The organism is Streptomyces sp. 6-11-2, from assembly GCF_006540305.1.
Lineage (GTDB): Bacteria > Actinomycetota > Actinomycetes > Streptomycetales > Streptomycetaceae > Streptomyces.
This window is the reverse complement of sequence record NZ_BJOR01000001.1, coordinates 2,848,412-2,862,086: the sequence shown is the minus strand read 5'-3', so window position 1 is coordinate 2,862,086 and position 13,675 is coordinate 2,848,412. Positions and strand designations below refer to the sequence as shown.

At 68.1% G+C, this 13,675-nt stretch carries 8 protein-coding genes; all 8 read left to right on the top strand.

Annotation, left to right across the window (positions count from 1 at the left end; all coding sequences use genetic code 11):
* Nucleotides 1–84: 84 nt before the first annotated feature.
* Nucleotides 85–3,984 carry a DNA-directed RNA polymerase subunit beta' gene (locus TNCT6_RS12175; protein ID WP_141359389.1) on the top strand — a complete coding sequence of 1,300 codons (3,900 nt, stop codon included), beginning with the start codon at nucleotides 85–87 and terminating at the stop codon, nucleotides 3,982–3,984.
* A gap of 199 nt (nucleotides 3,985–4,183) precedes the next feature.
* Nucleotides 4,184–4,657, top strand: coding sequence for a DUF1707 and DUF4190 domain-containing protein (locus tag TNCT6_RS12170; protein WP_225078003.1), 474 nt, complete (start codon nucleotides 4,184–4,186; stop codon nucleotides 4,655–4,657).
* 334 nt (nucleotides 4,658–4,991) lie between these two features.
* Nucleotides 4,992–5,363 (top strand): 30S ribosomal protein S12, encoded by a 372-nt coding sequence (rpsL, locus tag TNCT6_RS12165; RefSeq protein WP_003948652.1) that lies wholly within the window; start codon nucleotides 4,992–4,994, stop codon nucleotides 5,361–5,363.
* 2 nt (nucleotides 5,364–5,365) lie between these two features.
* Nucleotides 5,366–5,836: a 30S ribosomal protein S7 gene (gene rpsG, locus TNCT6_RS12160; protein WP_003992340.1), complete on the top strand. Its 471-nt coding sequence runs from the start codon at nucleotides 5,366–5,368 to the stop codon at nucleotides 5,834–5,836.
* 39 nt (nucleotides 5,837–5,875) lie between these two features.
* Nucleotides 5,876–8,002, top strand: a complete 2,127-nt coding sequence (gene fusA, locus TNCT6_RS12155; protein WP_141359387.1) for an elongation factor G — start codon at nucleotides 5,876–5,878, stop codon at nucleotides 8,000–8,002.
* A gap of 173 nt (nucleotides 8,003–8,175) precedes the next feature.
* Nucleotides 8,176–9,369: an elongation factor Tu gene (gene tuf / locus TNCT6_RS12150; RefSeq protein WP_141359386.1), complete on the top strand. Its 1,194-nt coding sequence runs from the start codon at nucleotides 8,176–8,178 to the stop codon at nucleotides 9,367–9,369.
* Between the two features lie 419 nt (nucleotides 9,370–9,788).
* Nucleotides 9,789–12,863 (top strand): glycosyl hydrolase 115 family protein, encoded by a 3,075-nt coding sequence (locus TNCT6_RS12145; protein WP_141359385.1) that lies wholly within the window; start codon nucleotides 9,789–9,791, stop codon nucleotides 12,861–12,863.
* Nucleotides 12,864–12,954: 91 nt separating this feature from the next.
* Entirely contained in the window at nucleotides 12,955–13,593 is a 639-nt protein-coding gene (locus TNCT6_RS12140) for a PH domain-containing protein (protein WP_141359384.1), read from the top strand.
* Nucleotides 13,594–13,675: the final 82 nt, after the last annotated feature.

Genomic DNA, 13,675 nt, shown 5'->3' with positions numbered 1-13,675 from the left:
GGGCGTCCTGACCAGGAAGCCCGCCGACCCCCAGGCCCCCGTTTCAGACCACAGACTTACGACCCTGAGAGGGATTGACGCATAGTGCTCGACGTCAACTTCTTCGACGAGCTCCGGATCGGCCTGGCCACCGCTGACGACATCCGTCAGTGGAGCCACGGCGAGGTCAAGAAGCCCGAGACCATCAACTACCGCACCCTCAAGCCGGAAAAGGACGGGCTCTTCTGCGAGAAGATCTTCGGTCCCACCCGGGACTGGGAGTGCTACTGCGGCAAGTACAAGCGTGTCCGCTTCAAGGGCATCATCTGCGAGCGCTGCGGCGTCGAGGTCACCCGTGCCAAGGTGCGCCGTGAGCGGATGGGCCACATCGAACTGGCCGCGCCCGTCACCCACATCTGGTACTTCAAGGGCGTCCCGTCGCGTCTGGGCTACCTGCTCGACCTGGCCCCGAAGGACCTGGAGAAGGTCATCTACTTCGCGGCGTACATGATCACGTACGTCGACGACGAGCGCCGCACCCGCGACCTGCCGTCGCTGGAGGCCCACGTCTCCGTCGAGCGCCAGCAGATCGAGCAGCGCCGCGACGCCGACCTGGAGGCCCGCGCCAAGAAGCTCGAGGCGGACCTCGCCGAGCTGGAGGCCGAGGGTGCCAAGGCCGACGTGCGCCGCAAGGTGCGCGAGGGTGCCGAGCGTGAGATGAAGCAGCTGCGCGACCGCGCGCAGCGCGAGATCGACCGCCTCGACGAGGTGTGGACCCGGTTCAAGAACCTCAAGGTCCAGGACCTCGAGGGCGACGAGCTGCTCTACCGCGAGCTGCGCGACCGGTTCGGCACGTACTTCGACGGCTCGATGGGTGCCGCGGCGCTGCAGAAGCGCCTGGAGTCCTTCGACCTCGAGGAGGAGGCCGAGAAGCTCCGCGAGATCATCCGCACCGGCAAGGGCCAGAAGAAGACCCGCGCCCTCAAGCGGCTGAAGGTCGTCTCCGCGTTCCTGCAGACGTCCAACAGCCCCAAGGGCATGGTCCTGGACTGCGTGCCGGTCATCCCGCCGGACCTGCGTCCGATGGTGCAGCTGGACGGTGGCCGCTTCGCGACCTCCGACCTGAACGACCTGTACCGCCGTGTCATCAACCGCAACAACCGCCTGAAGCGGCTTCTCGACCTCGGCGCGCCCGAGATCATCGTGAACAACGAGAAGCGCATGCTCCAGGAGGCCGTCGACGCGCTCTTCGACAACGGCCGCCGCGGCCGCCCGGTCACGGGCCCCGGCAACCGTCCGCTGAAGTCGCTGTCCGACATGCTCAAGGGCAAGCAGGGCCGCTTCCGTCAGAACCTGCTCGGCAAGCGCGTCGACTACTCGGCCCGTTCCGTGATCGTCGTCGGTCCTCAGCTGAAGCTGCACCAGTGCGGCCTGCCGAAGGCGATGGCGCTGGAGCTGTTCAAGCCGTTCGTGATGAAGCGCCTGGTCGACCTGAACCACGCGCAGAACATCAAGTCGGCCAAGCGCATGGTCGAGCGCGGCCGCACGGTCGTGTACGACGTGCTGGAAGAGGTCATCGCGGAGCACCCGGTTCTGCTGAACCGTGCGCCCACGCTGCACCGCCTCGGCATCCAGGCCTTCGAGCCGCAGCTGGTCGAGGGCAAGGCCATTCAGATCCACCCGCTCGTCTGCACCGCGTTCAACGCGGACTTCGACGGTGACCAGATGGCCGTGCACCTGCCGCTGTCCGCGGAGGCGCAGGCCGAGGCCCGCATCCTGATGCTGTCCTCGAACAACATCCTCAAGCCGGCCGACGGCCGTCCGGTGACGATGCCGACCCAGGACATGGTCCTCGGTCTGTACTTCCTCACCACCGACGCCGAGGGCCGCGAGGCCAAGGGCGAGGACCGCTCCTTCGCGTCGGTCGCCGAGGCGATCATGGCGTTCGACGCCGGCGAGCTCTCGCTCCAGTCGCGGGTGGACGTCCGCTTCCCGGTGGGCACCATCCCGCCGCGTGGCTGGACCCCGCCGGCCCGCGAGGAGGGTGAGCCGGAGTGGCAGCAGGGTGACTCGTTCCGCCTGAAGACGACCCTGGGCCGCGCGCTCTTCAACGAGCTGCTGCCCGAGGACTACCCGTTCGTCGACTTCGAGGTGGGCAAGAAGCAGCTCTCCGAGATCGTCAACGACCTCGCCGAGCGCTACCCGAAGGTCATCGTGGCGGCCACGCTCGACAACCTGAAGTCGTCCGGCTTCTACTGGGCCACCCGCTCCGGTGTCACCGTCGCCATCTCCGACGTCGTCGTCCCCGAGGCGAAGAAGGAGATCGTCCGCGGCTACGAGGCGCAGGACGAGAAGGTCCAGAAGCAGTACGAGCGCGGTCTGATCACCAAGGACGAGCGGACCCAGGAGCTCATCGCGATCTGGACCAAGGCGACCAACGAGGTCGCCGAGGCGATGAACGACAACTTCCCGAAGACCAACCCGATCTTCATGATGGTTTCCTCGGGCGCCCGAGGAAACATGATGCAGATGCGTCAGATCGCCGGTATGCGCGGTCTGGTGTCGAACGCCAAGAACGAGACCATCCCGCGGCCCATCAAGGCGTCGTTCCGTGAGGGTCTGTCCGTGCTGGAGTACTTCATCTCCACGCACGGTGCCCGTAAGGGTCTGGCCGACACCGCCCTGCGTACCGCCGACTCGGGTTACCTCACCCGTCGTCTGGTCGACGTCTCCCAGGACGTCATCATCCGCGAGGAGGACTGCGGCACCGAGCGCGGCCTCAAGCTGCACATCGCGGAGCGCGGTGCGGACGGCGTGCTGCGCAAGGCGGACAACGTCGAGACGTCCGTGTACGCGCGCTGCCTCGCCGAGGACATCGTGGTCGACGGTCAGGTACTGGCCCCGGCCGGCACCGACCTGGGCGACGTGCTCATCGAGGAGCTCGTCTCCCGCGGCGTCTCCGAGGTCAAGACCCGCTCGGTCCTGACCTGCGAGTCCGCGGTGGGCACCTGCGCCATGTGCTATGGCCGTTCGCTCGCCACCGGCAAGCTGGTCGACATCGGTGAGGCGGTCGGCATCATCGCCGCCCAGTCCATCGGTGAGCCCGGCACCCAGCTGACGATGCGTACCTTCCACACCGGTGGTGTGGCCGGTGACGACATCACCCAGGGTCTGCCCCGTGTCGTCGAGCTCTTCGAGGCCCGTACCCCGAAGGGTGTCGCCCCGATCTCCGAGGCCTCCGGCCGCATCCGGATCGAGGAGACCGAGAAGACCAAGAAGATCGTCGTCACCCCGGACGACGGCAGCGACGAGACGGCGTTCCCGATCTCGAAGCGTGCCCGTCTGCTGGTCGGCGAGGGCGACCACGTCGAGGTGGGCCAGAAGCTCACCGTGGGTGCCACCAACCCGCACGACGTGCTGCGCATCCTGGGTCAGCGGGCCGTCCAGGTCCACCTGGTCGGCGAGGTCCAGAAGGTCTACAACTCGCAGGGTGTGTCGATCCACGACAAGCACATCGAGATCATCATCCGGCAGATGCTGCGCCGGGTGACGATCATCGAGTCCGGCGACGCCGAGCTGCTGCCCGGCGAGCTGGTCGAGCGCTCGAAGTTCGAGCACGAGAACCGTCGTGTGGTCCAGGAGGGCGGTCACCCGGCCTCCGGTCGTCCGCAGCTCATGGGTATCACCAAGGCCTCGCTGGCGACCGAGTCCTGGCTGTCGGCGGCGTCCTTCCAGGAGACGACCAGGGTCCTGACGGACGCGGCGATCAACGCCAAGTCCGACTCCCTGATCGGCCTCAAGGAGAACGTCATCATCGGTAAGCTCATCCCGGCCGGTACGGGCCTGTCCCGTTACCGCAACATCCGGGTCGAGCCGACCGAGGAGGCCAAGGCCGCGATGTACTCGGCCGTGGGCTACGACGACATCGACTACTCGCCGTTCGGCTCCGGCTCCGGCCAGGCCGTTCCGCTGGAGGACTACGACTACGGTCCGTACAACCAGTAGGCGAGCGGCTGCATGACGCGCTGAAGGGCGGCCATCCCGTAACGGGATGGCCGCCCTTGGCGCATCATGGAGAGACACACGTGGTCCGGGGGAGGTCCCAGTGTCGTATCAACCGTCACATCCGTCGTGGCAGCCCATGCAGCCCTGGCAGCGGGGACAGGGGGTTCCGCAGCCGTGGCAGGGCCAGGGGAGTCCCTCGATGCTGGCGTCCCACGCCGACCGCGAACGGGCCGTGGACGTGCTCAGGGCGGGCTTCAGCGAGGGCCGCCTGGACGAGCGGGAACTCGACCAGCGCGTCGCACGGGCGTACCAGGCCCGTACGGTCGGGGAGCTGGCGCTGCTGGTGGCGGACCTGCCACAGGGTCCGGTGCCGCTCACCTCGGCGGCGGCACCGGTCGTGCCGTCCACGTTCCTGCCGGCGGCGGTCCCGCCGCCCACCAACGGCAAGGCGGTCGGCTCCCTGGTCTGCGGTGTGCTCACGCTGATGACGGCCGGTCTGACGGGCCTGCCCGCGGTGGTCCTGGGACACGCCGCCCGCGCGGAGATGCGCCGCAACGGGGAGGGCGGTGACGGCCTTGCGCTGGCCGGGCTGGTCCTGGGCTGGCTGTCCGTCGCGGGCTGGGCGGTGTTCCTGACCGTGCTCATCGTGGCCGGGATCGCGGGGTCGGGATGACCTGGGCGGATTCCGGTGTCCGAAGATCACATTCCGTGGATTCGAAGATCGCCCGCTGAGCCGGGGCTTGACAAGCCCCGCGGGACGCGGCGGGCGGGGCCCATTTGTTTTGACCACAGCGAATGAGGTAGGTACGCTCAGACCTTGTGCCTGGGGTGTGCCCTGGCTTTCGTGCGTGCCTTCAAACCGCACCGGGAGCTGCTGAACGGCCACCGTGATCTGCGTCTCTTTCTGCCTTGCGGTGGGAGTCAGCGGGATTCGACACACCCGACCGCGTGGGTCGGCGAAGTTCCAGGTTAGCTGTACCCATCGGCACACAGAAACCGGAGAAGTAGTGCCTACGATCCAGCAGCTGGTCCGCAAGGGCCGGCAGGACAAGGTCGAAAAGAACAAGACGCCCGCACTCGAGGGTTCGCCCCAGCGCCGCGGCGTCTGCACGCGTGTGTTCACGACCACTCCGAAGAAGCCGAACTCGGCCCTCCGTAAGGTCGCGCGTGTGCGTCTGACCAGCGGCATCGAGGTCACGGCTTACATTCCGGGTGAGGGACACAACCTGCAGGAGCACTCCATCGTGCTCGTGCGCGGCGGCCGTGTGAAGGACCTGCCGGGTGTTCGCTACAAGATCATCCGCGGTTCGCTCGACACCCAGGGTGTCAAGAACCGCAAGCAGGCTCGCAGCCGTTACGGCGCCAAGAAGGAGAAGTAAGAATGCCTCGTAAGGGCCCCGCCCCGAAGCGCCCGGTCATCATCGACCCGGTCTACGGCTCTCCTCTGGTGACCTCCCTGATCAACAAGGTGCTGCTGAACGGCAAGCGCTCCACCGCCGAGCGCATTGTCTACGGCGCCATGGAGGGCCTGCGCGAGAAGACCGGCAACGACCCGATCATCACGCTGAAGCGCGCTCTCGAGAACATCAAGCCGACCCTCGAGGTCAAGTCCCGCCGTGTCGGTGGCGCCACCTACCAGGTGCCGATCGAGGTCAAGCCCGGCCGCGCCAACACCCTGGCGCTGCGCTGGCTGGTCGGTTACTCCCGCGCCCGTCGCGAGAAGACCATGACCGAGCGTCTGCTCAACGAGCTCCTCGACGCCTCCAACGGCCTTGGTGCCGCTGTGAAGAAGCGCGAGGACACGCACAAGATGGCCGAGTCCAACAAGGCCTTCGCGCACTACCGCTGGTAGTCGCTACCCCATCGAGAACCGAGAGAAGACTGAAGCCTTATGGCTACCACTTCACTTGACCTGGCCCATGTCCGCAACATCGGGATCATGGCCCACATCGACGCGGGCAAGACGACCACCACCGAGCGGATCCTGTTCTACACCGGTGTGTCCTACAAGATCGGTGAGACCCACGAGGGTTCCGCCACGATGGACTGGATGGAGCAGGAGCAGGAGCGTGGCATCACGATCACCTCTGCTGCCACCACCTGTCACTGGCCGCTGGACAACGTCGACCACACGATCAACATCATCGACACGCCGGGTCACGTCGACTTCACCGTCGAGGTGGAGCGCTCCCTGCGCGTGCTCGACGGTGCCGTGACGGTGTTCGACGGCGTCGCCGGTGTCGAGCCCCAGTCCGAGACGGTGTGGCGTCAGGCGGACCGCTACGGCGTTCCGCGCATCTGCTTCGTGAACAAGCTCGACCGCACCGGTGCCGAGTTCCACCGCTGCGTCGACATGATCAAGGACCGCCTGGGCGCGCAGCCGCTGGTCATGCAGCTGCCGATCGGTGCCGAGGCCGACTTCAAGGGCGTTGTGGACCTGGTCCGCATGAAGGCGCTCGTGTGGTCCGCCGAGGCCGCGAAGGGCGAGATGTACGACGTCGTCGACATCCCGGCCACGCACACCGAGGCCGCCGAGGAGTGGCACGGCAAGCTGGTCGAGGCCGTCGCGGAGAACGACGAAGAGATCATGGAGCTGTACCTGGAGGGCAACGAGCCCACCGAGGAGCAGCTGCACACCGCGATCCGTCGTATCACCATCGCGTCCGGCAAGGCCACCGAGACCACGATCACCCCGGTGTTCTGTGGCACCGCGTTCAAGAACAAGGGCGTTCAGCCCCTGCTCGACGCGGTCGTGCGCTACCTCCCCACGCCGCTCGACGTCGAGGCCATCGAGGGCCACGCCGTGGGCAACGCGGAAGAGGTCATCAAGCGCAAGCCGTCCGAGGACGAGCCGCTGGCCGCGCTCGCGTTCAAGATCATGAGCGACCCGCACCTCGGCAAGCTCACCTTCGTCCGGGTCTACTCGGGCCGCCTGGAGTCCGGCACGCAGGTGCTGAACTCCGTCAAGGGCAAGAAGGAGCGCATCGGCAAGATCTACCGCATGCACGCCAACAAGCGTGAGGAGATCCCGTCGGTGGGCGCCGGCGACATCGTCGCCGTCATGGGTCTGAAGCAGACCACCACCGGTGAGACGCTGAGCGACGACAAGGCCCCGGTCATCCTGGAGTCCATGGACTTCCCGGCGCCGGTCATCCAGGTCGCCATCGAGCCCAAGTCGAAGGGCGACCAGGAGAAGCTGGGCGTCGCGATCCAGCGCCTGGCCGAGGAGGACCCGTCCTTCCAGGTCCACTCGGACGAGGAGACCGGCCAGACCATCATCGGTGGTATGGGCGAGCTGCACCTCGAGGTGCTGGTCGACCGTATGCGCCGTGAGTTCAAGGTCGAGGCCAACGTCGGCAAGCCGCAGGTCGCGTACCGCGAGACCATCCGCAAGGCGGTCGAGCGGCTCGACTACACGCACAAGAAGCAGACTGGTGGTACCGGCCAGTTCGCCAAGGTGCAGATCGCGATCGAGCCGATCGAGGGCGGCGACGCCTCGTACGAGTTCGTGAACAAGGTCACCGGTGGTCGCGTGCCGAAGGAGTACATCCCCTCGGTCGACGCCGGCGCCCAGGAAGCGATGCAGTTCGGCATCCTGGCCGGCTACGAGATGACGGGCGTCCGCGTCACGCTTCTCGACGGTGGCTACCACGAGGTCGACTCCTCCGAGCTCGCGTTCAAGATCGCCGGTTCGCAGGCCTTCAAGGAGGCCGCGCGCAAGGCCAGCCCCGTGCTGCTCGAGCCGATGATGGCCGTCGAGGTCACCACGCCCGAGGACTACATGGGTGAGGTCATCGGCGACATCAACTCCCGCCGTGGCCAGATCCAGGCCATGGAGGAGCGGGCGGGTGCCCGTGTCGTGAAGGGCCTCGTGCCCCTCTCGGAGATGTTCGGCTACGTCGGCGACCTCCGCAGCAAGACGTCGGGTCGCGCAAGCTACTCGATGCAGTTCGACTCCTACGCCGAGGTTCCGCGGAACGTCGCCGAGGAGATCATCGCGAAGGCCAAGGGCGAGTAACTCACCCGAGTTCCAGCCTTTAGTCTTGACTCCGGAGCCTCTCGGGGCATTCCACGGATTCGCGGCGATCAGCCGCACACCCGGAGGAATGCCCCGGAGATCCGGGCCATCCAGCAAAGATCACCTGGCGCCGATGAGTAAGGCGTACAGAACCACTCCACAGGAGGAACCCAGTGGCGAAGGCGAAGTTCGAGCGGACTAAGCCGCACGTCAACATCGGCACCATCGGTCACATCGACCACGGTAAGACGACCCTCACGGCCGCCATTACCAAGGTGCTGCACGACGCGTACCCGGAGCTGAACGAGGCCACCCCGTTCGACAACATCGACAAGGCGCCCGAAGAGCGCCAGCGTGGTATCACGATCTCCATCTCGCACGTCGAGTACCAGACCGAGGCGCGTCACTACGCCCACGTCGACTGCCCCGGTCACGCGGACTACATCAAGAACATGATCACCGGTGCCGCCCAGATGGACGGCGCGATCCTGGTGGTCGCCGCGACCGACGGCCCGATGCCGCAGACCAAGGAGCACGTGCTCCTGGCCCGCCAGGTCGGCGTGCCGTACATCGTCGTCGCGCTGAACAAGTCCGACATGGTGGACGACGAGGAGATCATGGAGCTCGTCGAGCTCGAGGTCCGCGAACTCCTCTCCGAGTACGAGTTCCCGGGCGACGACCTCCCGGTCGTCCGTGTCTCCGCTCTGAAGGCGCTCGAGGGCGACGAGAAGTGGGTCCAGTCCGTTCTGGACCTCATGAACGCCGTCGACACCGCCATTCCGGAGCCGGAGCGCGACGTCGACAAGCCGTTCCTGATGCCGATCGAGGACGTCTTCACCATCACCGGTCGCGGTACGGTCGTCACCGGCCGCATCGAGCGTGGTGTCCTCAAGGTCAACGAGACCGTCGACATCATCGGCATCAAGACGGAGAAGACCACCACCACGGTCACCGGCATCGAGATGTTCCGCAAGCTGCTCGACGAGGGCCAGGCCGGTGAGAACGTCGGTCTGCTGCTCCGCGGCATCAAGCGCGAGGACGTCGAGCGCGGCCAGGTCATCATCAAGCCGGGCTCGGTCACCCCGCACACCGAGTTCCAGGCCCAGGCCTACATCCTCTCCAAGGACGAGGGTGGCCGCCACACGCCGTTCTTCAACAACTACCGTCCGCAGTTCTACTTCCGCACGACGGACGTGACCGGCGTGGTGACCCTCCCCGAGGGCACCGAGATGGTCATGCCGGGTGACAACACCGAGATGAAGGTGGAGCTCATCCAGCCCGTCGCCATGGAAGAGGGCCTGAAGTTCGCCATCCGTGAGGGTGGCCGTACCGTGGGCGCCGGCCAGGTCACCAAGATCGTCAAGTAAGCTCACCGGCTTGCTGAAGGGTCTCCCGACCTGGTAGCTCCATCGCGAGCACCACAAGGGCCCGTACGACTCCCGTCGTACGGGCCCTTTCGCGTGTCCCGCCCCTTATCGGGAGCGGATCGTCGGGTGCGCGGACCTGGACACGCTGAGCGTCTGGTTCGCGCGGGCGATCACGGCGACGTCGACGGCGGAGCTGTTCGTGTCGGTCGACTGCGGTTCCGAGGTCTGAGCCCGGCCGAAACTGCCGCCGCGCGCCCCGGGGCGCCCGCCGAGGGCCCGTACGACGCTCGTCGTACGGGCCTTTTCGCGTTCCGGCTGTTACGAAACTATTCGGCGTGCGCGACCCCTGGTTCCCCGCAGATCACTCCTCCAACATTTGTCATGCCACTGACCAAATTCAGGTGTGTGAGGGGTGTGCCATGTCTGCGCACGTCAGCCGAAGAGCCGTCCTGGGCGCGAGCCTCGCCGCGGTGCCGGTGCTGTCGTCGGGTGCTTTGGGCGCGTCGGGTTCCGCGTGGGCGGCCGGGGGCGAGGGCGGCGGTCCGCGGGTGACGGATCCGGGGGCCTACGTCTCCTTCGCGCCCCGTGAGCCGAGGCTGGGCTCGTTCTCCCTGGTGGGCGCCCCGATCGTGGTCAGCGCCGTCGACCATCCCGGAGTCGTCCGGGCGGCGGGTGACCTGCGCGACGACATCCAGCGGGTCACGGGCGTACGACCCGGCCACACCATCGCCCGCAACGCCGTGCTGGTGGGGACGATCGGCCGCAGCCCGCTGATCGACGGCCTGGTGACGTCGGGGAAGCTGGACGTCACCGGGGTGCGCGGCCGCTGGGAGACCTCGCTCCAGGCGGTCGTCGACCATCCGATGCCCGGCGTCGACCGCGCGCTCGTCATCGCGGGCAGCGACCCGCGCGGCACGATCTTCGGGGCGTACGACGTCTCGTACGGCATCGGGGTCTCGCCCTGGTACTGGTGGGACGACGTGCCCCCGGTGCGCCGCAACCGCGTCTGGATCCTGCCGGGCCGCCACACGCAGGGCACCCCGGTGGTGAAGTACCGCGGCGTCTTCATCAACGACGAGAACCCGGCCCTGGGCACCTGGGCGCCCGCGTACTTCGGTCCGGGCAAGGCCCCGGGGCAGCCCGGCGGCTTCAACGCCGACTTCTACGCCAAGGTCTTCGAGCTGCTGCTCCGTCTGAAGGGCAACTACCTCTGGCCGGCGGTGTGGGGGCGCGCCTTCGCGGAGGACGACCCGGAGAACCACAAGCGGGCGTCGGAGTACGGCATCGTCATGGGCACCTCCCACGAGGCGCCCATGATGCGCGGCATCGAGGAGTGGAACCGCCACGCGGGCGCGGGCAAGGACCCCTACGGCGGCAACGGCGAGTGGTCGTACGTCCGCAACGCCGAGGCGATCAAGGCGTACTGGCGGGACGGCATCCAGCGCATGGTGGACGAGGGCTTCGAGGGCGTCGTCACCCTGGGCATGCGCGGCAACGGCGACACCAGCCTGCCCGACGGCGACGGCATCGAGCTGATGCAGGAGATCATCGCCGAGCAGCGCCGCATCATCGAGGAGACCACCGGCCGGCCGGCCGCCGAGACCCCGCAGGTGTGGACCCTCTACAAGGAGGTGCAGCGCTACTGGGACCGCGGCCTGCGCGCCCCGGACGACGTCACGGTCGTCCTCACCGACGACAACTGGGGCAACATCCGCAAGCACCCCGACCCCGCGGCGGGCGCCCGCGCCGGCGGATACGGCCTCTACTACCACTTCGACTACGTCGGTGCCGGCCGCAACTACAAGTGGGTCGACACGGCGAACCTCACCAACCTCTGGGACCAGCTCCACCAGGCCCACGCCTACGGCAACCACGGCCTGTGGGTCGCCAACGTGGGCGACCTGAAGGGCAACGAACTGCCCACGGAGTTCTTCCTCGACTACGCCTGGAACCCGGACAGTTGGCCGCAGGAGCGGCTGGGGGAGTGGGAACGCCGCTACGCCGCCCAGAACTTCGGCGAGGCGGACTCCGGGCCGATCGCGGAGGTCCTTGCGCAGTACGGCCGGCTCCAGGCCCGCCGCAAGCCAGAGCTGCTCAACCGCCGGATCACCCTCCGGGACGGCGAGGTCGTCTACGACGACCAGCAGAGCCCGTACTACTTCGCCCACCGCGAGCTGGAGCGGGTCACCGACGAGTGGAAGGCCCTGGCCCGCAAGGCCGACCGCGTCGCCCGCAAGCTGCCCGCGCGGAGCCGGGACGCCTGGTTCGAACTGGTCGGCTACGAGGTGGAGGCGACCGCGAACCTCTACGGCCTGCGGCAGGCCGAGTTCACGAACCTCCTCTACGCCAGGCAGGGCCGGGCGGCGACCAACGACCTGGCGGCGCGGGCGGAAACGGGTCTGGAGCGGGACGTCGCCCTCGCCGACCGCTTCAACCACGAGGTGGCCGGCGGCAAGTGGAAGGGCTTCCAGACCCAGCCGCACATCGACTACGGGGACGTGGAACGCTACGGCCCCAACGCGGGCTGGCAGCAGCCCGAGATCGACAACGTGGCGATCCCGGACGTCCTCTTCCCCGCGGTCCGGCGGATCGAGGTGCCGCGCGCCGCGGGACTGGGCGTCTCGGTGGACGGAGCGGAGGACGCGGGGAGCTGGTGGCCGGGAGGGGCGACGACCGCGGCCCGGCTGCCCTCCTTCAGCCCGTACCAGACCCGCCCGCAGCAGTACGTGGAGCTTTTCAACCGTGGCCGCACGCCCTTCGAGTACCGGATCCAGTCCTCGGCCCCGTGGCTGCTGGTGGACCGTGCCCGGGGCCGGGTGGAGCAGCAGGTGCGGGTCGAGGTCCGGGTGGACTGGCGCCGGGTGCCCAGTGGCCGGGCGGAGGCGAAGCTGACGATCTCGGGCGCGGGCACGACGGTGACGGTCGCCTGCACGGCGGAGAACCCGTCGCCCCGTCTGGTGCAGGGCTTCGTGGAGGCGGGCGGCTATTTGGCGATCGACGCGGAGCACCACGACCGCGTGGTGGGGGAGTGGCGTCGCCTGGACGGCGTCGGCCGCACCACCTCGGGCATGACCCCCTGGCCGGTGACGGCACCGCGCCGCACCCCCGGCGCCCCGAACTCCCCGCGCCTGGAGTACGAGGTGACCCTCCTCTCCGCGGGAGAGGTGACGGTGTGGGCGGAGGTGTCCCCGAGGAACCCGGCCCTCCCGACCGGCGGCCTGCGCTACGGCATCTCCTTCGACGACGCCGTGCCGCAGACGGTGGACATCAACGCGGCCACGGGCGCGGACGACGGCACGATGAACATGGCGTGGGCCCGCAACACGTCCGACAACGTCAACCGCACCGCGACCAGGCACACGATCACCCGCGCCGGAACGCATCGCCTGAAGTTCTGGACGATCGACCCGACGACGGTCCTGCAACGCCTGCTGATCGACACGGGCGGCCTGCCGGAGACCTTTCTGGGGCCGCTGGAGAGCCGGCGGGTGTAGGGCGGCTCGTCGCCCCGGTCCGCGGTGCGACGGCTCAACCGGCCGGTCGGTAAGCTCGCCGTGGTACACGACGGCGGGGGCTGGGGTGGGGATGAGAACGGGCCGGGCGGAGCGGCGGCGGCAGGCGCGCAAGGAGCGCCGGGACCGGGTCGAGGAGCTCGCCGGGGCGATGACGGCGCCGGAGGTGCCGCTGGTGTGGGGTGCCGGCTGGCGCGGGAAGACGACGGCCGCGGTCATCTGCGTCCTGTTCGTCACACTGTTCGAACATCCGGCCGGAGCGGGCCTGGCGCATCCGCGGCCGGGCGCCCTGATTCAGGCGCTGTGGACCTCGCTGGTCGTCAGCTTTCCGTGCTGCTGGTTCGCGCTGTGGCGTGTCACCGCGGACCGGGACGGCGTGCACGTCCGCCGTCTGTGGTCCACACGGCTCCTGCCGTGGTCGACGATCACCCGTGTGGAGATGCGGCGCGACGGACAGTTGGAGTTCTTCGGCCGGACGCCCGAGCTCATCGCCGGGCTCTTCGCGCCGCCCTGGCTGAGCCGTGTCGTCCGCTCCGACCGGGGCAGCCGGGCCGCGGACACGCTGAGCGCCATGGTCCTCCACGGTGATCTGCGTCCCACGGCCCGGGTCGAGCGAGGGCCGGCCGGCACCGGATTCGCCCCGTGGATCATCCTGCTGGGCGTCGTCCTGTACCTCGCAGTCGAGTTCTTGCCCCACTGGCGCCTGGTGTAGGCGTCCCGCGGGAACGGTCGTACCAGCCGATTTTTCGGAATCTTGATCTCACATCGTGGACTCAAGGTGCCGGGTTACTGGC